This is a genomic window from Sphingomonas kyeonggiensis (genome assembly GCF_014204495.1).
GTDB lineage: Bacteria > Pseudomonadota > Alphaproteobacteria > Sphingomonadales > Sphingomonadaceae > Sphingomonas > Sphingomonas kyeonggiensis_A.
The window spans coordinates 211,492-232,805 of record NZ_JACHLN010000001.1 but is presented as its reverse complement, the minus strand read 5'-3'; the positions used below and the strand labels follow the sequence as shown (position 1 = coordinate 232,805).

At 66.5% G+C, this 21,314-nt stretch carries 21 protein-coding genes; 11 read left to right on the top strand and 10 right to left on the bottom strand.

The annotated features are described in order from the left end of the window. The first annotated feature begins 29 nt into the window (after positions 1-29). The 6 genes from rpiB to HNP52_RS01090 all read left to right on the top strand — a co-directional run bounded on the left by rpiB (position 30) and on the right by HNP52_RS01090 (position 3,723). Positions 30-482, top strand: a complete 453-nt coding sequence (gene rpiB / locus HNP52_RS01115) for a ribose 5-phosphate isomerase B (protein ID WP_184161284.1) — start codon at positions 30-32, stop codon at positions 480-482. After that, positions 479-1,789: a serine hydroxymethyltransferase gene (gene glyA, locus HNP52_RS01110; protein ID WP_184161281.1), complete on the top strand. Its 1,311-nt coding sequence runs from the start codon at positions 479-481 to the stop codon at positions 1,787-1,789. The genes rpiB and glyA overlap by 4 nt, the downstream gene beginning before the upstream one ends. Positions 1,790-1,792: 3 nt before the next feature. Beyond that, positions 1,793-2,254 carry a transcriptional regulator NrdR gene (gene nrdR / locus HNP52_RS01105; RefSeq protein WP_184161279.1) on the top strand — a complete coding sequence of 154 codons (462 nt, stop codon included), beginning with the start codon at positions 1,793-1,795 and terminating at the stop codon, positions 2,252-2,254. Then, on the top strand, positions 2,251-2,976 hold the full coding sequence (locus HNP52_RS01100) for an RNA methyltransferase (protein ID WP_184161277.1): 726 nt from the start codon (positions 2,251-2,253) through the stop codon (positions 2,974-2,976). The genes nrdR and HNP52_RS01100 overlap by 4 nt, the downstream gene beginning before the upstream one ends. 193 nt (positions 2,977-3,169) lie before the next feature. Beyond that, the gene (locus HNP52_RS01095; protein WP_184161274.1) at positions 3,170-3,430 is read left to right on the top strand and encodes a hypothetical protein; all 261 of its coding nucleotides are present in this window, start codon (positions 3,170-3,172) and stop codon (positions 3,428-3,430) included. Positions 3,431-3,468: 38 nt separating this feature from the next. Continuing rightward, on the top strand, positions 3,469-3,723 hold the full coding sequence (locus HNP52_RS01090) for a hypothetical protein (RefSeq protein WP_184161271.1): 255 nt from the start codon (positions 3,469-3,471) through the stop codon (positions 3,721-3,723). A 6-nt stretch (positions 3,724-3,729) separates the two neighbouring features. On the opposite strand, the gene HNP52_RS01085 is transcribed toward HNP52_RS01090, so the two are convergent. Next, positions 3,730-4,032, bottom strand: a complete 303-nt coding sequence (locus HNP52_RS01085) for a chorismate mutase (RefSeq protein ID WP_184161267.1) — start codon at positions 4,030-4,032, stop codon at positions 3,730-3,732. A 188-nt stretch (positions 4,033-4,220) separates the two neighbouring features. On the opposite strand from HNP52_RS01085, the gene rpsD reads away from it, so the two are divergent. Further along, the gene (gene rpsD, locus HNP52_RS01080; RefSeq protein WP_184161264.1) at positions 4,221-4,835 is read left to right on the top strand and encodes a 30S ribosomal protein S4; all 615 of its coding nucleotides are present in this window, start codon (positions 4,221-4,223) and stop codon (positions 4,833-4,835) included. Between the two features lie 97 nt (positions 4,836-4,932). On the opposite strand, the gene HNP52_RS01075 is transcribed toward rpsD, so the two are convergent. Next, the gene (locus HNP52_RS01075) at positions 4,933-6,918 is read right to left on the bottom strand and encodes a S9 family peptidase (RefSeq protein WP_184161261.1); all 1,986 of its coding nucleotides are present in this window, start codon (positions 6,916-6,918) and stop codon (positions 4,933-4,935) included. A gap of 340 nt (positions 6,919-7,258) precedes the next feature. Between HNP52_RS01075 and HNP52_RS01070 the strand changes: the two genes are divergently transcribed. Next, complete coding sequence (locus HNP52_RS01070) at positions 7,259-7,969, top strand: hypothetical protein (protein WP_184161258.1); 711 nt, start codon at positions 7,259-7,261, stop codon at positions 7,967-7,969. A gap of 152 nt (positions 7,970-8,121) precedes the next feature. Here HNP52_RS01070 and HNP52_RS01065 read toward each other — a convergent pair whose 3' ends face one another. Next, entirely contained in the window at positions 8,122-9,441 is a 1,320-nt protein-coding gene (locus HNP52_RS01065) for a hypothetical protein (RefSeq protein WP_221416069.1), read from the bottom strand. A 99-nt stretch (positions 9,442-9,540) separates the two neighbouring features. Between HNP52_RS01065 and HNP52_RS01060 the strand changes: the two genes are divergently transcribed. Next, on the top strand, positions 9,541-11,160 hold the full coding sequence (locus tag HNP52_RS01060) for a M28 family metallopeptidase (protein WP_184161256.1): 1,620 nt from the start codon (positions 9,541-9,543) through the stop codon (positions 11,158-11,160). A 19-nt stretch (positions 11,161-11,179) separates the two neighbouring features. Next, positions 11,180-12,157, top strand: a complete 978-nt coding sequence (locus HNP52_RS01055; protein WP_184161253.1) for an agmatine deiminase family protein — start codon at positions 11,180-11,182, stop codon at positions 12,155-12,157. Between the two features lie 174 nt (positions 12,158-12,331). Here HNP52_RS01055 and HNP52_RS01050 read toward each other — a convergent pair whose 3' ends face one another. The 6 genes from HNP52_RS01050 to HNP52_RS01025 form a co-directional block, all read right to left on the bottom strand. Next, entirely contained in the window at positions 12,332-13,741 is a 1,410-nt protein-coding gene (locus HNP52_RS01050) for a sorbosone dehydrogenase family protein (RefSeq protein ID WP_184161250.1), read from the bottom strand. Between the two features lie 64 nt (positions 13,742-13,805). Continuing rightward, on the bottom strand, positions 13,806-16,004 hold the full coding sequence (katG, locus tag HNP52_RS01045) for a catalase/peroxidase HPI (RefSeq protein ID WP_184161247.1): 2,199 nt from the start codon (positions 16,002-16,004) through the stop codon (positions 13,806-13,808). A 233-nt stretch (positions 16,005-16,237) separates the two neighbouring features. Beyond that, the gene (locus HNP52_RS01040) at positions 16,238-17,149 is read right to left on the bottom strand and encodes a hemolysin family protein (protein WP_184161244.1); all 912 of its coding nucleotides are present in this window, start codon (positions 17,147-17,149) and stop codon (positions 16,238-16,240) included. Positions 17,150-17,158: 9 nt separating this feature from the next. Next, the gene (ybeY, locus tag HNP52_RS01035) at positions 17,159-17,668 is read right to left on the bottom strand and encodes an rRNA maturation RNase YbeY (protein ID WP_184161241.1); all 510 of its coding nucleotides are present in this window, start codon (positions 17,666-17,668) and stop codon (positions 17,159-17,161) included. Continuing rightward, positions 17,661-18,662 (bottom strand): PhoH family protein, encoded by a 1,002-nt coding sequence (locus tag HNP52_RS01030; protein ID WP_184161239.1) that lies wholly within the window; start codon positions 18,660-18,662, stop codon positions 17,661-17,663. Before HNP52_RS01030 ends, ybeY begins: the two co-directional genes overlap by 8 nt. Before the next feature lie 226 nt (positions 18,663-18,888). After that, positions 18,889-19,725 (bottom strand): oxidoreductase, encoded by an 837-nt coding sequence (locus HNP52_RS01025; RefSeq protein WP_184161237.1) that lies wholly within the window; start codon positions 19,723-19,725, stop codon positions 18,889-18,891. A gap of 74 nt (positions 19,726-19,799) precedes the next feature. On the opposite strand from HNP52_RS01025, the gene HNP52_RS01020 reads away from it, so the two are divergent. Continuing rightward, entirely contained in the window at positions 19,800-20,237 is a 438-nt protein-coding gene (locus tag HNP52_RS01020) for a MerR family transcriptional regulator (RefSeq protein WP_184161235.1), read from the top strand. 7 nt (positions 20,238-20,244) lie between these two features. Here HNP52_RS01020 and HNP52_RS01015 read toward each other — a convergent pair whose 3' ends face one another. Then, on the bottom strand, positions 20,245-21,108 hold the full coding sequence (locus tag HNP52_RS01015) for a GGDEF domain-containing protein (RefSeq protein ID WP_184161233.1): 864 nt from the start codon (positions 21,106-21,108) through the stop codon (positions 20,245-20,247). Positions 21,109-21,314 lie beyond the last annotated feature (206 nt).

The window sequence follows — 21,314 nt, the reverse complement described above, 5'->3', positions numbered from 1 at the left end:
CACGGTCCTTGCGGCGTAGGGGAGCGCGCATGTCGCACCGCATCGCTATCGCCTCGGACCATGCCGCCTACGCCATGAAGGCAGAACTCGCCGAATGGTTGCGTAACGAAGGGCATGAAGTGCTCGATCTCGGGACCAACGGACCCGAGAGCGTCGATTATCCCGATTATGGCTATCGTCTTGCCAAGGCGATCGAGGATGGCCAGGCCGACAAGGGCGTTGCGCTCTGCGGCTCGGGCATCGGCATCTCGATCGCGGTGAACCGCAACCCGCATGCCCGCTGCGCGCTCGTCTCCGAGCCGCTCTCGGCCAGCCTTGCGCGCCAGCATAACGATGCCAATGTCGTGGCCCTCGGCGCCCGCCTTGTCGGCATCGAGATGGCCAAGGCCTGCATCACGACTTTCCTCGCAACCGAGTTTCTCGGCGACCGCCACCAGCGTCGGGTCGAAAAGCTCAGCCATCCTGAAGGGACCCCTGCATGAGCACCAACCCCGTGAACCTCGGCGCGCAGCCTGATGGCTATTTCACCCGCTCGCTTGCCGAGGCGGATCCGGCGGTCTTCGCCGGCGTGCAGCACGAGCTGAAGCGCGAGCAGTATCAGATCGAGCTGATCGCTTCGGAGAACATCGTCTCCAAGGCGGTGCTCGAAGCGCAGGGCTCGGTCTTCACCAACAAGTACGCCGAGGGCTATCCCGGCAAGCGCTATTACCAGGGCTGCCACCCGTCGGACGAAGTCGAGCAGCTGGCGATCGATCGCGCCAAGCAGCTGTTCGGCTGCGAGTTCGCCAACGTCCAGCCGCATTCGGGCGCGCAGGCGAACGGCGCCGTCATGCTGGCGATGGTCAAGCCCGGCGACACGATCATGGGCCTCAGCCTCGATTCGGGCGGCCATCTGACGCACGGCGCGCGCGCCGCGATGTCGGGCAAGTGGTTCAACGCGGTCCAGTATGGCGTCACGCCCGACACCCACCTGATCGACTATGACCAGGTCGCCAAGCTCGCCCGCGAGACCCAGCCCAAGCTGATCATCACCGGCGGCTCGGCTTATCCGCGCCATATCGACTTCGCCAAGTTCCGCGCGATCGCGGATGAAGTCGGCGCGATCTTCATGGTCGACATGGCGCACTTCGCCGGCCTGGTCGCCGGCGGCGTCCACCCGACGCCGTTCGGTCACGCCCATGTCGTCACCACCACCACCCACAAGACGCTGCGCGGCCCGCGCGGCGGCGCGGTGTTCACCAATGACGAGGCGATCGCCAAGAAGATCAACTCGGCGGTGTTCCCGGGCCTGCAGGGCGGCCCGCTGATGCACGTCATCGCCGCCAAGGCGGTCGCGTTCGGCGAGGCGCTCCAGCCCGAGTTCAAGGGCTATGCGGCGGCGATCGTCGAGAATGCCAAGATCCTGGCGGCCACGCTCAAGGAGCGCGGCGCGGCGGTGGTCTCGGGCGGCACCGACACCCACCTCGCGCTGATCGACCTCACCCCGCTGGGCGTGACCGGCAAGGACGCCGACGAGGCGCTCGAGCGCGCGGCGATCACCTGCAACAAGAACGGCATCCCCAACGATCCGCTGCCCCCGGTCAAGACCAGCGGCATCCGCGTCGGCTCGCCGGCGGGCACCACCCGCGGCTTCGGCCCGGCCGAGTTCCGCGAGATCGGCAACATGGTCGCCGATGTGCTCGACGGCCTCAAGAAGAATGGCGAGCAGGGCGATGCCCAGGTCGAGCAGAATGTCCGCGAGCGCGTCCGCGCGCTGTGCGAGCGCTTCCCCATCTATCCGGAGCTCTAAGGATTGCGCTGCCCCTTCTGCGGACATGAAGACAGCCAGGTAAAGGACAGCCGCCCCACCGAAGACGGGGCGGCGATCCGTCGTCGGCGCCAGTGCGAGGCCTGCGCCGCGCGCTTCACCACGTTCGAGCGCATCCAGCTGCGCGAACTCACCGTCCTCAAGAGCGAGGACAAGCGCGAGCCGTTCGATCGCGACAAGCTGGTCCGCTCGATCTCGGTCGCCACCCGCAAGCGCCCGGTCAACGCGATGCAGATCGAGAAGCTCGTATCCGGCATCCAGCGCCAGCTGGAGACGATGGGCGATAGCGAAATCCCCTCGCAGAAGATCGGCGAGCTGGTGATGCAGGGGCTCAAGGGCCTCGATTCGGTCGCCTATATCCGCTTCGCTTCGGTCTATAAGGACTTTACCGAGGCCAGGGATTTCGAGGAATTCGCCGGCAATGTCAGTGAGGTTGGCAAACAGTGAGCCAGCCTCCGGTCATCGTCCTCGTCCGCCCGCAGCTCGGCGAGAATATCGGCAAGGCCGCGCGCGCGATGCTCAATTTCGGGCTGGTCGAGATGCGCCTCGTCGCCCCGCGTGACGGCTGGCCCAATCCCAGCGCCGGCCCGGCCGCGAGCGGCGCGGACATCGTGCTCGAAAAGGCCCAGGTCTATGAGACGGTCGCCGATGCGGTGGCCGACTGCGCGCATGTCTATGCCACCACGGTGCGCAAGCGCGGCGTGACCAAGCCGGTGATGACTCCCGAGGAGGCTTCGCGCGAGATCCACCGCGAGGAAGGCCGCTCGGCGATCCTGTTCGGTCCCGAGCGCTCGGGTCTGGAGACCGACGACGTCGCGGTGGCGCGCACGATCGTCACCGTGCCGATCAATCCCGAATTCGGTTCGCTCAACCTCGCCCAGGCGGTGATCCTGGTCGCGTACGAATGGTCCAAGGGCCAGAGCCTCGCCCAGCCGACCCAGGAGGAGATCGATCCCCCCGCGCCGCAGGACGAGCTCGACGGGATGATCGGCCAGCTCGACGCGATGCTCGACGAATCGGGCTATTATTTCCCGCCCGATCGCGTGCCCTCGACCAAGCGCACCTTGCGCACGGTACTCACCAAGCCGGGCTGGTCGTCACAGGAACTGCGCACCCTGCGCGGGGTGCTTTCCGCCCTTGAAGGCAAGAAACGCCACCGTTCCGGCTGATACACAACTGCAACACACTTCTTCTTTTCGCATATGCGAAAGCGCGTTATGTTGCACGAATCTTTCGTAGCGGGAGGGGGTTCCGGTACGTTTCGTGTCGCATAGTCCGGTTCTGGTTGCTGGTGGGGCCCGGCAACGGAGAAACGGCGCCGGTACGAACAGGAGCGCCTTCCCCTCGCAGTGGAGAAGCTGGATGAAGTTCGCAGTTGTGTTCGCGTGTGTTGCCTTCGCCGTTCCCGCCCTCGCCCAGCAGGCGACTCCGGCCCCGGCGGCACCCGATGCCAAGCCCGAGAAGAAGATCTGCCGCCTGGTCGACACCACCGGCTCGATCATGGGCAAGCGCGAGTGCCACACCAAGGAAGAGTGGCGCCAGATCAGCGCCGCCAATTCGGAGAATGCCGAGCGCGCGCTCAGCAACCGTCCGCGCAGCGGCACCGGCGCCGGGGGCAATTGATCCGCGGCGATCGATCGGCATTCCGGGAGGGGGAATCCATGAAGCTCATCATGCTCTGCGCGCTCGTCGCCGTCGCGACGCCCGCGATCGCCCAGGACGCGGCTGCGCCCGAGGCGAAGTCGGACAAGAAGATCTGCCGCATGGTCGCGCAGACCGGCTCGATCCTGCTGCGCAAGAAATACTGCCTGACCCGCGAGGAATGGGCCAAGCTCAGCGCCGCCACTTCCGATCGCGCCAATCGCGCGATGGATCAGCGGACGCTCGGGCCGAACGACAGCTTCAACAAGGAATAGGCTGTCTCAGCGCTGGTCGAACGCCTCGAACTCATAGGCGATCGAGGCTTCGACCAGCGTTTCCCACATGTCGCCGATCGCCGCGTCGGGAATGCCCGCCGCGCGGGCATGGGCGCGTGCATTGTCGATGACCTGGGCCTTGCGCGCCTCGTCGCGGACATGGCCGCGCTCGGGCTTGATGCGGGCGGCGGCATCCATATAGCCGAAGCGGCGCTTGAGCAGCGCCACCAGCGCCGCGTCCACCGCATCGACGCCGGCACGGACTTCGATCATCGTCGTGCAGGCTTCGGGGTCGAGTATCTCTTGCATGCCCGCTCCTTGGCCGGGCAGGGGCCTGCTGTCCAGCGGCGCCGCGCAACTTGACTCCGCCGCCCCCCGCCGCTAACCGCGCCCCTTCGCAATGGCCCCGCACCCCGGTGAAGCGGCGGCCCTGCCTCTCCTCGAGAGCAGCAGGCGGATACCGGGAACCACGTTGTCAGCGATTGCAAGGATTACAAATGTCGAAGCGTTCCAGCGCAAAGTACAAGCTTGACCGCCGCATGGGCGAGAACATCTGGGGCCGTCCGAAGTCCCCGGTGAACAAGCGCGAATACGGCCCGGGCCAGCACGGCCAGCGCCGCAAGGGCAAGATGTCGGACTTCGGCATCCAGCTGCGCGCCAAGCAGAAGCTCAAGGGCTATTACGGCGACGTCACCGAGAAGCAGTTCAAGAAGGCGTATGAAGACGCCTCGAAGATGAAGGGCGATACGTCGCAGAACCTCATCGGCCTGCTCGAGCAGCGCCTCGACATGATCGTCTACCGCGCCAAGTTCGCGCCGACGATCTTCGCGGCCCGCCAGCTGGTCAACCACGGCCACGTCCTGGTCGATGGCGAGAAGTGCAACATCGGTTCGCGCCGCATCAAGCCGGGCCAGACCGTGTCGCTCCGTCCGAAGGCGCAGGAAATGGCGCTGGTGATGGAAGCCCAGAGCCTCGCCGAGCGCGACATCCCCGATTACGTGTCGCCGGACGGCGCCTCGAAGATCACCTTCACCCGCGTGCCGACCCTCGACGAGGTGCCGTACCCGGTGAAGATGGAACCGAATCTCGTGGTCGAGTTCTACTCGCGCTAAGGTTCGCTTCCTTCGGGAACGAGAAAAGAGGGCGGTCCTTCGGGGCCGCCCTTTTTCTTTGCTCCCCTCCCCTCCAGGGAAGGGAGGTCCAACGGCCCTAGGGCTTCGCCGCCAGCCCCAGCGCCGCCCGCAGGAAGGCATCGCTCTTGTCGAGCATCTGGGTGCGCGCCTTGTCGTCGTCGAGCTGGTGGTCGAGCCCCTTGAACTCCACCAGTTCCACCGGCTTGCCCGCACCGCGCAGCCGGCTGGCCATCATCCGCGATTCGCCGATGCCGACATTCAGGTCCTGGTCGCCATGGAACATCAGCACCGGCGCCTTGATCTTCTGGACGTTCTGCGCGGGCGAGCCTTCCTTCACATGTGGCCCGCTGCCGATGAACTTGCTGACGATATTGTAGCTGGTGAAGCCCTGCGCCTCGTTCCGCAGCGTCTCCAGGTCGGTCACCGGTGCGATCGCCACGATCGCCTTGAACAGGTCGGGGTCGAGCGCCGGGCTCTGCAGCGCCGCATAGCCGCCATAGGACCAGCCGACGATCGCCAGCTTGCCCGGCGCGGCGATGCCCTGCTTCTCCAGCCAGCGCCCGCCATCGTTCACATCGCCGATCGCGGTCCGCCAGGACTGGAAGCCGTTCTTCTGGAACCAGCCATCGCCATAGCCGGTCGATCCGCGGAAATTGGGCTGGAGCACGGCAAAGCCGCGCGCGGCATAGAATTGCGCCAGCCAGTCGAAGCCCCATTCGTCGCGCGAACCCGGCCCGCCATGCGGCATCACGATCGCGGGCAGGTTCTTGCCGTCGCTTCCCACCGGCAGCGTCAGATAGCCGGGGATCTGGGTGCCGTCGGCGGCGGGGAAGGTCACTGGCTTGACCGATGCCAGCTTCGTCTCGGCCAGGGGCGGGCGCAGCGGCATGACCTCGCCCAGCTGCTTGCTGGTCTTGTCGTACAGATAATAGGTGCCGGGATCGGTGTCGCCGCCGGCGAACAGCAGCAGCTTCTTCTCGTCGGCGCTGGCATCGATGAAGGTGACCAGCGGCTTGCCGGGCAGGGCCCTGCCCAATGCGTTGCGCAGCTTCTGCAGCTCGGGATCGAAGAATTCGGTGGTCCGCTTGTCGGTGGCATAGCTCACGCCCACCACGCGGCGCTGCCGCCCGATCCGCACCAGCCCGTCGACATCGACCTCGGGATGCGCGAACACCAGCTTGCGGGTCAGGCTGCCGTCCAGCGCGATGCTGTACAGCGCGGATCGACCGTCCTTGTCGTCAAAGCCGTAGACGACATTGGCATCGCGATCGACGGCATAGGGATTGAAGCCCGAATAGCCGCCCCCGCCATCGCTCACCAGGTCGCCCAGCTTCTTCCAGTCGCGATCGCCGGCGGTGCGATACTGATAGCTGTAATTGCCGGTCAGCATGCCTTCGTTGCGCGCCTGGGCGAAGCCGATGATGCGGACATTGCCATGGCCGTCGCTGATATATTCGTTCGCGCCCCCGCGCGGCGACTCGACCAGCTTGCGCTTCAGCGTGGTCGCATCGACCAGCTCCACCGCCAGCCCCTCGCGCGCGTTCGCCACATGGCTGCCGGTCGAATATTCCGGCACGAACTCGCGCGTCATCAGCACCGATCCGTTCGATCCGTCCGGGCCCCAGTCGATGATGTCGCCGCCGGACTGGATGATGTCCAGCGCGGTTGCGCTGTCGCGCTGGCTCAGCAGCTTCAGGTCCGATCCGTCGGCGTTGAGCGACACCATCCGGGTGAAGGCCAGCTTCTTGTCGAGCTTCCCGATCATGTAGATGTTGCACACGAGCCGCGTCGTGCTGGCCCAGCGGCAGCTGGTGATCTGATCGGGATCGCCGCTGGAATTCAGGACCATCTTCGATTCGCCCGTCTCCAGGTTCGCCACCATCAGCGCGTCCCCCCGCCCGGAAACGGGCTGGAGCATCGCCACCTGGGTGCCGTCCGGCGACAGGCTGATCTGCTGGATGAACTCCCGCGCGCCGAATTTGCGCGCATCCTCGCTCTGGGCATAGGCAATGGCCGGCATGGCCGATGCGGCAAGCATTGCCGCACGAACAAGATTCTTCATGATCCCCCCGATATTCGAACGGCCAGCCTAGCCGGTGCGCGGGCATTGGCAATCGGGCGATGGAACCGGCGCGGTGTCGAAGCCGATCGGCCGGCGGCTTTCCGGAATCTACTCAATCTGGCGGAAAACCGTGCCTATCGCGCCAGGATTGACCCATTTCGGCGGCACCTTGCCTGACGCGGTCGTTCGGGCGCTGTAACAAATCCGCAAACAGGGTCTCGGGTCGCACGGGGCCGCACCGCATGTTGCGCCAATCGGCGTCGGGGGTGCTCTTGCTGCGCGTGTCGCGGGATCGGGGGATCCGTGCCCGCGCAAGAGTCCGGGGGGACTTGCTTTGGGATTGCTTCATCGGGACGCCGGTCTCGATCATCCGGCGCTGGCAGCGCTGCTTGCCCGGCTCGGCACCGCCGAAGCCATCGCGGTGCCGCGCTATCCGCTGCCCGGCAGCCGCCGCGGCCGCTGCTACTGGAATGTGCGCGATCAGGTGCGGTTGCAGGGCGGGGCCTGCGTGTTCGGCTGGATGCTGGTCGAGATACCCGGCATCGCGCTGTTCGGCTGGCATCATGCGGTGTGGCGTGCGCCCTCGGGCCAGCTCACCGATATCTCGCCGCATCCGGTCAGTGGCTGGGGCGTGGGCGTCACCGGTTTCGCGATCGATCCGGTCCAGGATCATGCGCTCGATTGGCCGCCCAACATGCCCCAGCTGTTCGCGCCCCTGCTCCGCGCCGATCCGCTCGAGCGCTTCATCGCCAGCGAGGCGGAGGTCCATGCCCTGCGCCAGCGCTACCGCGATGCCGAGCGGCAGATCCCCTCGGCCACCTGTTTCGACGGCGAGCAGGATCTGATCATCCATGTCGATACGGTGGCCGACGTCGCCCGGCTCAAGAAGCTCGAGCGCCGCTATCTCCCCCGCATCCGCGCCGCCGAGGCCCGCCGCGACGCGCTGATCCCCACGCTGACCCGGCTCCAGCACGAAGCGCTGGAACGCCTCGCCCATGCCGAGGTCGCAGCCGACCTGGCATCCGACGTGCTGCGCGCGGTGGGGGGATAGCGAAAGCCGGGATCTCGGGCGAAGGCGGGCCAGCTGCTCAGCAGTTCCCCGGCGAAAGCCGGGGCCCAGGGTTTCTCTGCCGTCTCGCTTGTGACCCTGGGCCCCGGCCTTCGCCGGGGAACGGAAAGAGCCAGCGGAACAGGGAAGCCGGCCTACCGCCCCAATTCCCGCACCGCGAAGTCAATGAAGCTCGGCCAGTTATCCCGATTGTTATGCCCGCCGCGATGCTGGCGAAACGCCAGGTCGCCCTCGGTCACTGGCGTCAACTCCGGCGGGAACACGCTTGCGTTCAGCCCTTTGGCCCCGCGCACCGTCCAGGCCGGTGATGCCGCCACCGCCGCCAGGAAGCTGCCCTTGGGATCGACCCAGCCGTCTCCGGTATCCACCGTCCCCGCGCCGATGAACAGCGGTCGCGGCGCCGAAAGCGCGATCAGCATGTGCGCGTCCACCGGCAAATCGAACTCGGTTTTCGGGCCCGCGTATTTCAGGAAATTGCCGGCGAACCAGTGATACTCGCCCCCGGCCGCCAGATTGCCCATCCGCTCGCCGAAATTGCGCCGATAGAGCGCCGCGCCGCCCGCGCCCGAGGAGCCGACAAAGCCGATCGCGAATTGGGGATCATAGGCCATGGCGACCAGCGCCGCCTTGCCATAGCGCGACAGCCCTTCGATCCCGATCCGCCGCCTGTCCACTTTCGCGTCCGAAGCAAGCGCCTCGCGCGCCCGGCTCGCGCCCCAGGCCCAGGCGCGCAGCACGCCCCAGTCCTCGGGCCCGCGCGGGCGCCCTTTGAGCGAGATGCCGATCACCCCGGTCTTGAGCGCGCCGCCATTGTCGGCCTGGATCGAATTCGCCACCACCACGGCATAGCCCCAGCCCTGCTTGAGCAGCTGCTCGGTATAGGGCGGGCCGGGGTCGGCGGGGCGCGGCGGCCCGGGGAATTTGAAGCCTTCGGGGAAGCCGAAGCTCAGCATCACCGGCACGCGTTCGGGGCGGTCGGGCAGCGTGTAGCGTACACTTATATGCGCCGATGCTTGCGGGGCGTCCCGATTGTCCGCCACGCCTTCCAGCCAGCGCCTGGTCACCGGAATCCCGGCTTCGCTGGCCTTTTCCTCGCGTACCAGATTCCATGTTATTTTCGGGGCGGTTAGCGGCACCCGGCCATAGATCTCGCGGTCGAACAGCTCGACGATCTCGCGGCGCCGGCGGTCCCAATCCTTGCTGTTGTTCACTCGGCGGCCGTCGTTCAGACGCATCATATCCGGAAGTTCAGGCGTGCCCGCTTTCGCCTCGTCATAGTTCACCGCATTGGGTGCGTTGGGGTTGAAACCATCTGCGCCCGCACGGATTTTTTCGATCCCCAGCCGATCGAGCATCGCCTGCCGGTCGGCATTGGCGGCGGTGTAATCCTGCTGCTGCGCGGTCGCGGGCAGGGCGAGTGCCAATATCGGCGCACAGAGCGTCCACAACCGCATCGCATCCCCTCCTATGTTATCGCTATCAGGCTGCCTCGCATTGCGAACCCGCGCAACCCTTGCCAACATCGGCGTACGAAGTTCTGTTTGGGGGTATCCATGCGCCATCTGCTCACCGTCGCCCTGTTGCTCTCCGGCACCGCGGCCAATGCCCAGACCATCCCGGTCGAGACGATGAAGGAGGTGACGCAGGTCCTGTCCTCCGACGCCTATGAAGGCCGCGCGCCGACCACCCCGGCCGAGGACAAGACGATCGCCTATATCGTCCAACGCTTTGAAAAGGCTGGGCTCAAGCCGGGCAACAAGGGGCAGTGGACCCAGGACGTGCCGCTGGTCGAGATCACCGCGAAGGACGTGGCGCCTTTGGTCTTCACCGGCGGCAAGCAGGCGGTGTCGCTCGACTATCGCAAGGACATGGTCATCGCCACTTACCGCGTGGTCCCCAAGGTCGCGATCAAGGACAGCGACGTCGTCTTCGTCGGCTATGGCATCAACGCCCCCGAGCGCGGCTGGAACGACTATGCCGGTCTGGACGTGAAAGGGAAGACGGTCGTCATCCTGGTCAACGACCCCGACTATAAAACCCCCGAAACCAAGGGGTTGTTCGACGGCAAGGCAATGACCTACTACGGCCGCTGGACCTACAAGTTCGAGGAGGCCGCCCGGCAGGGCGCGGCCGCCGCGATCATCGTCCACGACACCTATCCGGCCGCCTATCCCTGGGGCGTGGTCCAGTCCTCCTGGACCGGCCCCCAGCTCGAGCAGGACACGCCGGGCGACCATATGGACCAGAGCCAGGCGATCGGCTGGATGCAGCTCGACAAGGCCAAGGCCCTGTTCGCTGCCGCCGGCAAGGACTTCGATGCCCTTTCCGCCGCTGCGGCGCAGAAGGGCTTCAAGGCGGTTCCGCTCGGCGTAAAGGCTTCTGTCGGCTGGGAAAACACGATCAAGCGCCAGGCGTCGAAGAACGTCGTCGGCGTGCTCCCGGGCACCGCGAAGCCCGACGAGGTCGTGCTCTACTCGGCCCATTGGGACCATCTCGGCCGCTGCGACGCGGTGAATGGCGACGACATCTGCAACGGCGCGGTCGACAATGCCTCGGGCATCGGCGGCCTCGTCGCGCTGGCGGAGGCGCATGCCAAGGCCGGCCCCGCCAAGCGCAGCCTGGTCTTCCTGGCGGTGACGGCCGAGGAATCGGGCCTGCTCGGCAGCAAGTTCTACGCCGAGAACCCGGTCTATCCGCTCGCCAAGACGGTGGGCGGGGTGAACATGGATTCCCTGAATGTCATTGGAAAGACGAAGGATTTCGTGATCGCCGGCGCCGGCAAGTCCGAGCTTGAGGATCTGGTGAAGCCCTTCGTCGCGGCCGAGGGCCGGGTGATCGTCCCCGAGGCCCGGCCCGAGGCGGGCGGCTATTACCGCTCCGACCATTTCAGCTTCGCCAAGCTCGGCGTGCCGATGCTCTATGGCGAGAGCGGTGACGACCTGGTCAATGGCGGCAAGGAAGCCGGCGAGAAGGCCGCCAAGGACTATACCCAGAACCGCTATCACAAGCCCCAGGACGAATATAACCCGGCCTGGGATTGGAGCGGTTCGGTCTCGGACCTGAACATCTATTACGGCCTCGGCCGCCAGCTCGCCGAGGGCAGCGCCTGGCCGAACTGGTACAAGACCGCCGAATTCCGCGCGGTTCGTGACAAGTCTCGCGCCGGACAGTGAACGGGATTATGGGGGCGGCATGACGAATCCGCTCCCCCCCAAGCCCGAATGGGCACACCATCACGCCGTGTGGATCGGCTTCCCCAGCCATCCCGAACTCTGGCTCGACGATCTCGCTTCCGCGCGCCTCGAAGTCGCCGCCTTCGCCAAGGCCGTGCACGCCGAGGGCAAGGGCGAGCAGGTGATCCTGGTCGCCGCCAATGAGGAATCCGCCAAGGCTGCCCGTACCTTGGCCGGTCATTCTGCCAAGGTCGTGGTCGAGCCGTTCGGCGATATCTGGCTGCGCGACACCGCCGCGATCATCGGCGGCGACGGCACCGCGCACGACTTCCAGTTCAACGGCTGGGGCGGCAAGTACGACCTCGAAGGCGATGACGATATCGGCCACCGCCTCGCCGAGCGCGCCCAGATGAACGTCGAGGACCATGCCTGGGTGCTCGAAGGCGGTGCGATCGATGGCGACGGCACCGGCCTGGTGGTCACCACCGAACAGTGCCTGCTCAACCGCAATCGCAACCCGCAGCTCAGCAAGGCCGAGGTCGAGGAGATGCTGCGCAAGGACCTGGGCTATACCCAGGTGCTGTGGCTAGGCGATGGCCTGCTCAACGACCATACCGACGGCCATGTCGACAATCTCGCCCGCTTCATCGGCCCCAACCGGCTGCTGATCCCCGAGGGCGCCGAGAACGACCCCAACTGGCGCATCTACCAGGACGCCGCCGCCCGCGCCGAGCGCGCCGGGGTCGAGGTCGTCCGCTTCCCCTCGCCGGGTCGGGTGCTCAACGAGGATGAGGAGATCATCCCGGCGAGCTACATGAACTTCTACATCGGCAATGCCGCGGTGGTCGTGCCGCTCTACGGCCAGGAGAATGACGTGGCTGCGGTCGACACGCTCGCCGAGCTGTTTCCGGGCCGCGCGATCATCGGCCAGCGCGCCGATCATATCCTCACCGGCGGCGGCAGCTTCCACTGCATCAGCCAGCAGATCCCTGCCTGATTTGATTTCCCTCTCCCGCTTTTGCGGGAGAGGGAGGGAGCCGCGTAGCGGCGGAAGGGTGAGGGGCAGTAGGCACGGCAGACGTACCGCTCGCGGCCAGCTCTCACCCCCGCCCTGGCTCCCACGGCCTTCGCCGGGGTCGCCGTCCCTCTCCCGCAAAAGCGGTAAAGGGAATTACTTGGCGATCGGCGCGCCCGCCGTGCTGCTCACGCGCCAGATCATGTTCCCGACATCATCCGCCACCAGCAGCGCGCCGCCGGCATCGGTGATCAGGCCCACCGGGCGACCGTTCACCGTCTTGCCGTCCTTGGCGAGGAAGCCGGTGAGCAGGTCGACCGGCTTGGTGTTCTTGAGCGGATAGCCATTGTCGCCGAACGGCACGAATACGAGCTTGTAGCCCGAGGGTGGCTCGCGGTTCCACGAGCCGTGCAGCGCGACGAACGCACCATTGGCGAACTTGCCGCCCAGCTTGGCATTGGCGGCGAAGGCGAGGCCCAGCGGCGCGGTATGGGCGCCGAGCGCGAAGTCCGGGCGCTTGGTATATTCGCGCAGGTCCGGCCGCTCGGGCGTCACGCGCTTGTCGACATAGCCGCCCCAGTAATTCCACGGCCAGCCATAGAAGGTGCCGAAATCGACCTGGGTGAGGTAATCGGGCGGCATGTCCGAACCGAGCATGTCGCGCTCGTTGACCACCGTCCACAGATTGCCGGTATGCGGCTCGAAGGCCATGCCGTTGGGATTGCGCAGGCCCCAGGCATAGACGCGCGAGGACTTGGTTTCCGGCACCACCTCGAGGATCGCGGCGCGGGTGCGCCTGGCGGCATCGAGCTGCCTGGCGACCTGGAAGGGCGAGTCGGCGGCATAGATGTCGCCTTCCTTGTCGAGCCCGTTCTCGCCGATGTTCGAGGAGGAGCCGACGGCGACATAGATGCGCTTGCCGTCCGGCGAGGCGAGGATGTTGCGGGCCCAGTGATTGCCGCCGCCGGCCAGGTCGATGACCTTCTCGGGCTTGGCGGTGATCCTGGTGTCGCCGGCCTTGTAGGGGAAGCGGACCAGTGCGTCGGTATTGGCGACATAGAGCCAGTCGCCGATCAGCGCCATGCCGCTCGGCGAGTTCAGCCCCTCGATCAGCGCCGAGCGCTGGTCGGCCACGCCGTCGCCGTTGGTGTCGCGCAGCAGGGTGATGCGGTTGGCCGAGGGCACGCCGGCGCCGGCGCGGTTCAGCATGATCCCCATGATCCAGCCGGTGATGCCACCGCCCTCGCGCGGGGGCGAATTGCTCTCGGCGACGAGCACGTCGCCATTGGGCAGCCGATAGAGCCAGCGCGGGTGATCGAGCTTGTCGGCGAAGGGGGCGACCTGCAGCCCCTCGGGTGCAGTCGGCTTGGCGCCGTTCGCCCAGCCCACCGGCTTGGCGATGCGGACGGTCGGGACGTCCTGGTAGCGCGCTTCGCTCAGCTGCGGGACGACGCCGGTGACGGCGCTTTCGGAGAGCTTGGCCTTGTCCGGCTGGATTGCCCAGACGACGAGGCCGATGAGCACCACCACGAGGATGGCAAGGACGATGAGGATCCGCTTGAGCATGGCGGAAGGATAGGGGGCGGGCGGGCCTAAGCCAATGGCTTTCGACCCGCCCGCTGCGGGCGTCTCACTTCAGGTCGAAGCGATCCGCGTTCATCACCTTGGTCCAGGCAGTGACGAAGTCCTTCACGAACTTCTCCTCATTGCCCGTCTCGGCATAGACTTCGCCAACCGCGCGCAGTTCCGAGTTCGAGCCGAAGATCAGGTCCGCCCGGGTCGCGCGCCATTTCTCATGGCCCGCGGCGCGGTCGGTCGCGACATATTCGTCATCGCCTTCTCCGGCCGCCGCCCAGACATTGGTCATGTCGTAGAGGTTGACGAAGAAGTCGTTGGTCAGCTGGCCCGGACGCTTGGTGAAATGGCCATGGCCGCGCTCGCCGTGATTCGCTCCGAGCACGCGCAGGCCGCCGATCAGCACGGTCATCTCGGGCACCGAGAGGCCGAGCAGCGAGGCGCGGTCGAGCATCATTTCCTCGACCTTCACCGCCAGCTTCTTCTTGCCGACATAGTTGCGGAACGCGTCCGCCTCCGGCTCCATCACCGCGAAGCTGTCGGCGTCGGTCTGCGCCGCCGTCGCATCGCCGCGGCCGCCGCTGAAGGGCACCGCAACGCCGAAGCCGGCATCCGCGATCGCCTTTTCGAGGCCGACCACGCCGCCGAGCACGATGGCATCGGCCAGCGACAAGTTGCCGCGCAGGCCATTGAGCGTGTCGATGACCTTGGCGAGCGTTGCCGGCTCGTTGACCTCCCAGTCCTTCTGCGGCGCCAGTGCGACGCGCGCGCCATTGGCGCCGCCGCGGAAGTCCGACTTGCGGAAGGTGCTGGCCGAGGCCCAGGCCGCCTTGACCAGCTGGCTGACCGTCAGGCCGCTGCCCGCGATCTTCGCCTTCACCGCCGCGACGTCGACGTCCGAGGGCCTGGTGCCGGTGGGGATCGGATCCTGCCAGATCAGGTCTTCGGCGGGGACTTCCGGCCCGAGGTAGCGGACCTTGGGGCCCATGTCGCGGTGGGTGAGCTTGAACCAGGCGCGGGCGAAGGCGTCCTTGAACGCTTCGTGATCGTTGCGGAACTTCTCGCTGATCGCGCGGAACTCGGGATCGCGCTTCAAGGCCATGTCGGCGGTGGTCATCATCGTCGGGACCCTGAGGTTCGAATCCCAAGCCGCCGGCGCCATGTCCTCCTCTTTCTGGTTGATCGGCTGCCACTGGTTGGCGCCTGCGGGGGACTTCACCAGCTCATAGTCATAGTCGAACAGCAGCCGGAAATAATTCTCGGTCCATTCGCGGGGGGTATTGGTCCAGGCGCCCTCGATGCCGCTGGTGACGGTATGCTCGCCGATGCCGCCGCTTTCGTGGCCGCTGACCCAGCCAAAGCCCTGCGCAACCAGATCGCCGCCTGCCGGCGCGGCGCCGAGCAGCGACGCGTCGCCATTGCCATGGGCCTTGCCGAAGGTGTGGCCGCCGGCGGTGAGCGCAACGGTCTCCTCGGCGTTCATCGCCATGCGCGCGAAGGTCTCCTTCATGTCGCGCGCCATGCCGGCATCGTCATGCGGATTGCCCTGCGGGCCTTCGGGATTGACGTAGATCAGGCCCATCTGGATCGCGGCGAGCGGGCCTTCGATCTCATGGAATCCATGCTCGGGGGCGATGCGGGTCTGCACGCCTTCGTTCACCCATTTGTCTTCCGAGCCCCAGTAGATGTCGCGCTCGGGCTCGAAGACGTCAGGACGGCCACCGCCGAAGCCGAACACGGGTCCACCCATGCTCTCGATCGCGACATTGCCGGTGAGGATGAACAGGTCCGCCCAGCTGATGTGCTTGCCGTACTTCTGCTTGATCGGCCACAGCAGGCGACGGGCCTTGTCGAGATTGCCATTGTCGGGCCAGCTATCGAGCGGCGCGAAGCGCTGCTGGCCGCTATTGGCGCCGCCACGGCCATCGGCGGTGCGATAGGTGCCGGCGGCGTGCCAGGCCATGCGGATGAAGAAGGGGCCGTAATGCCCGTAATCCGCCGGCCACCAGGGCTGGCTGTCGGTCATCAGCGCGGTGAGATCGGCCTTGAGCGCGGCATAGTCGAGCTGCTTGAAGGCTTCGGCATAGTCGAAATCGGCGCCCATCGGGTTGGACGAGCCATTGGGGTTGAGGATTTCGGTGGCGAGCATCTCGGGCCACCAATCCTTGTTGGTGCGGCCGAGCAGTGCGCGCACGCCGCCCGCGCCGTGCATCGGACAGCCACCGCCGTCCATCGAACCTGTCTTCGCGTCCATCTCCCAAGCTCCTTGCTGATTGGCAGCCCATGGGATGCCACTCCGGATGCAATCGAAGAAATGGATTAGATCGCCGTCAGTGATCGAGTGGGTGATTTTTACGACACGCCGTTGTCACCAAGATCGTCATCCCGTCGGAAGCCGGGATCTCGTGTCGTATCGCGCCTTCGCCCGAGATCCCGGCTTTCGCCGGGATGGCGGCCTGGCGTGACGGTTGGGCGGCGGGCGGCCGATTATTCCTCCGCCAGCACCTTCTCGGCGGGCGGATGCAGGCGCAGCTTCGTCACGCGCTTGGGGTCGGCCTCGACGATCTCGAGCTTCCAGCCACTGTCATGCTCAAGGCATTCCCCGGCCGCCGGCACATGGCCGGCGAGGATGAAGGCGAGGCCGCCCAGCGTGTCGACATCACCGTCCACTTCGCCCAGCCGCGGGTCGACCGTCTCGGCGACGTCCTCCAGCTCGGCGCGGGCATCGGCTTCCCAGCCGCCGCCCTCGATCGGCACGAGCAGCGCGGTCGGTGCCTCGTCATGCTCGTCCTCGATCTCGCCGACGATCTCCTCGATCAGATCCTCGATCGTGATAAGCCCCTCGGTGCCCGAATATTCGTCGAGCACGATCGCGAGGTGCGTCCGCCGGCCGCGCATCTGGGCGAGCAGGTCGAGCGCGCCCATCGACTGCGGCACATAGAGCGGCTGGCGGATCAGGGCGGACAGATTCTCCGGGTGCGGCGCGCCGCTGGCCAGGATGTTGAACACGTCCTTGATGTGGACCATGCCGATGATGGTATCGAGCTCCTCGCGGAACACCGGCAGGCGGCTGTGGCCGGCTTCCTCGAACAGCTTCACCAGGTCGGCGAAGCTGGTCTTCTCCTCGACCGCGATGATGTCCGCACGGGGCACGCCGACATCGCCGGCATCGCGCTCGCCGAAATGAAGCAGGTTGCGCAGCATCTGCCGCTCGATCGGGGCGAGGTCGCCTACCGGGCTCCTGCCGCCATCTTCCTCATGCTCGTCGATCGCGTCTTCCAGCCGATCGCGCAGCGTCTCTTCTTGATCGTCACCGAACAGGAGGGTGCGGATTCCGCGCCATATCCCGCCACCTTCGTGGTTGTCGCCGCCAGCGCTGCTACTTTGGCCCTCGGGCATGTTCGGTGTTCAATCCTCGCGTATCAGATAAGGGTCGTGCAAACCGAGGTCGCGGAGCGCGGCGCGCTCCATCTCCTCCATGGCCTCGGCTTCCGCGTCGTCCATATGGTCATAGCCTAGCAAATGCAGCAGGCCGTGGACAATCAGGTGCGTGGCATGATCTTCGACCGAGACCTTGCGCTCCACCGCTTCGGCGGCGCAGACGCCGTGGGCCAGGACGATGTCGCCCAGCAGCACTTCGCCGTCGTCGGTATTCTCGGTCACCGCTTCCATCAGATCCGGCTGGATCATCGGGAAGGACAGCACGTTGGTCGGCTTGTCCTTGTCGCGATACTGGCGGTTGAGGACATGGACCTCGTCATCCGAGGTGAAGCGCACCGCGACTTCGATCGTCGCGGGGTGATCGAGCCATTCGAGGAACGGCGTCTGGCGGATCGCGGTCTCCGCCGCGCGGTTGGCGAGGGATTCCCAATCGGCAGCGGGCCAGGGGCTTTCTACGAGCGCAGCGACATCAAGCATTCGGGCCCTCATAGGCATCGACGATCCGGCCCACAATCGGGTGACGGACGACATCCGCTGCCGTGAAGCGCGAAAAGGCGATGCCCTCGACTCCCTCGAGGCGGCGGACCGCATCGTTGAGGCCCGAGGCGGGCGGGCCGCCGGGGAGGTCGACCTGGTTGGGATCGCCGCAGATCACCATCCGGCTGTTCTGGCCGAAGCGGGTGAGGAACATCTTCATCTGCGCCGGCGTGGTGTTCTGCGCTTCGTCGAGGATGACGAAGGCGTCGGCGAGGGTGCGACCGCGCATGAAGGCGATCGGGGCGATCTCGATCTCGCCGCTGGCGATGCGCCGCTCGACCTGTTCGGCGGGCAGGCAGTCATAGAGCGCGTCGTAGATCGGGCGGAGATAGGGATCGACCTTCTCCTTCATGTCGCCGGGAAGGAAGCCGAGCCGCTCCCCGGCCTCGACCGCGGGGCGCGACAGCACCAGCCGCTGGACGCTGCCGGTGATGAGCTGCGCCACCGCCTGGGCGACGGCGAGATAGGTCTTGCCGGTGCCCGCCGGCCCGAGCGCGAAGATCATGTCGTTCGACACCAGCTCGCGCATATAGTGCGTCTGGGCGACCGAGCGGGGCACGATGGTCTTCTTTCGGGTGCGGATCATGATCGAGGCGGGGGCGTTGCCGTTGTCCGCCTTGACGATGCCGGTGAACATCGGCTCGCTCGACATCGCGATCACCGCGTCGATCAGGCCGGTGTCGATCACTTCGCCGCGGATGACCCGGGCATGGAGCTCCTGCAGCACCTCGCGGGCATGGGCGACGGCTTCCGTCGTCCCCTCGATCTGCACGCGCTGGCCGCGGGCATGGATATAGACGCCCAGCCGCTCTTCGAGGGCGAGGATGTTACTGTCGAACTCGCCGAAAAGCTGGGGCAGGAGCTGGGGCTTGTCGAAATTCACCTCGGCGCGGGAGCGTTCACCGGACTGGGCGGGGACAGGCTTGCGGCTCATGCGGCTCCTTCGCGCTGAAAAATGTTGAATCTCTTGGTAGTCCCACGCGTATGCGAGGTCGCCAATTGCACGGCGCACGTAGCGGCGCTGCGTGTCAAAGCGAAGACGATGCGGGCGGTTCCCTGTCGCATGCGATATGGGGAGAGTGACAGAGGTTTTCCAACTTGGACAGAGGGAAAGACACGGCCGTGCAATCGGCCGGCGGCCGTGTCCCGGTTGCAACGCCTCAGGCGTCGACCTTCCCCGACTGGCTCGCCCGCCACATCATCGCGTCGAGCCAGCGATCGGGCAGCCAATGCGCGAGGAACAGGAATACCGGCGCGCCGCCGCCGGTGCCGTAGCGGATGCGCGGACGGCGGGCGGCGGCGGCGCGTGCGATCGTGCGCGCCACCACTTCGGGCGGCGAAGCGAAGCGCATCGCATTGGCATTGCCGAGCATCGCGGCGTGACGGAGCGCCCAAGGCGCATAGGCACTCTTGCCCGAGCGCTCGACCAGGCTCTGGTGCGCGATGCCGCTCCATTCGGTGCGGATCGCGCCGGGCTCGATCACCACGACGCGGATGCCGAAGGGGCGCAGCTCGAGACGCAGGCAATCGCTGAAGCCCTCCACCGCGAACTTGGTGGCGTGGTACCAGCCGCCGAACGGCTCGCCGAACTTGCCGCCGATCGACGTGACGTTGACGATCGTCCCCGATTTCTGCGCGCGCATCAGCGGGGTGGCGAGCTGGCAGAGCCGGGCGAGGCCGAAGACATTGACCTCCATCTGGCGGCGGGCCTCCTCCATCGGCACATCCTCGATCGCGCCATAGCTGCCATAGCCGGCATTGTTGACGAGCAGGTCGAGCCGGCCGGCGGCGGCGCGGATCGTTTCGATCGCCGCGACGATCGAGGCGTCGTCGGTCAGGTCGAGGTCGATCAGCTCGGCGCCGAGGCGCTTGAGCGGGGACATCCGATCGAGGCGGCGGGCAGCAGCGAAGACCTTGTAGCCATCCTGGATCAGCCGCTGGACGGTGGCTTCGCCGATTCCGGCCGAGGCGCCGGTGACGAGGGCGGTTTTCTGCATTCTGGGCTCCGGTTGCGAGGTGGAGCCTGGCCATATAAGTGTGGACCATAGTCCATGGTCAAGGGATGAATCGCGTGCTGATCTCCGAATTCGCCAGGCGGGCGGGCATGAGCACCGACACGGTGCGCTTCTACATCCGCAAGGGGTTGCTTGCGCCCGAAACGGGAGTGAAGGGCGGGTCGAACCCGTACCAGATCTTCACCGAGGAGCATCTGGAAGCGGCGCGGATGGTGCGGATGGCGCAGAGCCTGGGCTTCTCGCTGCGCGAGATCGCGACGCTGTCGGCCGAATATTATGCCGGCGGGATGACGCCCGAGCGCAGCCTGGAGCTGATGCGGATGCAGCTTGCCCGGCTGGAGGAGAAGGCGGCGCAGCTGAACGCGATGGTCGACTATACCCGCGCCAAGGTGAAGTGGCTGGAGACCGGGCAGAAGGGTTCGGAGCCGGTGTTCGGCGCGTTCGACGGCTGCTGGGCCGAGCCGGTGACGGCATCGGCCGAGCAGGCGGCCTGAGCGGGCCTCAGGCGTCGAGCATTCGCGCCTCGTCGAGCTCGATCCGGTCGCGGCCGGCGCGCTTGGCGGCGTAGAGTGCCTTGTCGGCGCGCTGCATCGCCACCGCGATCTGCTCGGGCCCGCGCAGGAAGGCGAGGCCGCAGGAGAAGGTGACCGGTTCTTCCGGATTGGGGCCGATCGGATCGGCATGGAGCGCGGTGCGCAGGCGCTCGATCAGCGCGCGGGCGTCGCGCGGGCCCATGCCGGGGATCAGGATGGCGAATTCCTCGCCGCCCCAGCGCGCGACCAGATCCGAGCGGCGCATTGTCTCGGTCAGGCGGCTGGCGAACTCGCGCAGCACCATATCGCCTTCGTCATGGCCGAAGATGTCGTTGATCCGCTTGAAGAAATCGATGTCGACCAGTGCCAGCGTGGCGCGGGTGCCGGCGCGCAGATGGGCGGCCGCATCGAGGAAGCCGCGCCGGTTGCGCAGGCCGGTGAGCACGTCGCGTTCGGCGGCATCGCGCAGCTGGCTGATCCGCGTATTGGTGGCGATCGCGGCAAGGCCGACGCTGTCGAGCAGCTCGCCCGCCAGATCGCGGCCGCCGGCGGGGACATCGACCACCGGCTTGCCGTCCTGCACTTCGCGCAGCATCGCCGAGGCCTGGCGGATCGGTGCGAGCAGGGCGCCGAGCGCATAGATGGCCGCGAGCGTGCCCGCGAGCGTAGCGAGGAGCAGCGGCACGAAGATCTGCCATTCCCATTCACCGATCACCGCCTGGCTGGCGATGAAGGTGAGCAGCGGCAGGTGCACCGCGACAAAGCAGATGGTGAAGATGCGCAGGTGGAAGTGGCGCGGAAACAGGAACCGCGTGGCGAGATAGAAGCGCATTCTGGCGCGACCCCCTTCTTGTCTTTTGCACCCGGCCGAATGGCGGGTGGTGGGACATAAGGAGCTAGATTCATGAAACTTACCGGGGACTTGCCGGGGATCGTTAACGCGGCGGAATGGTGGCCGATGGCGATGATCGGGGCGGCCTTCCGGAGCCCGCGCTTCGTCTCCAGCTTCATGACCGGGACGCAGCGAACGCGGTGCTC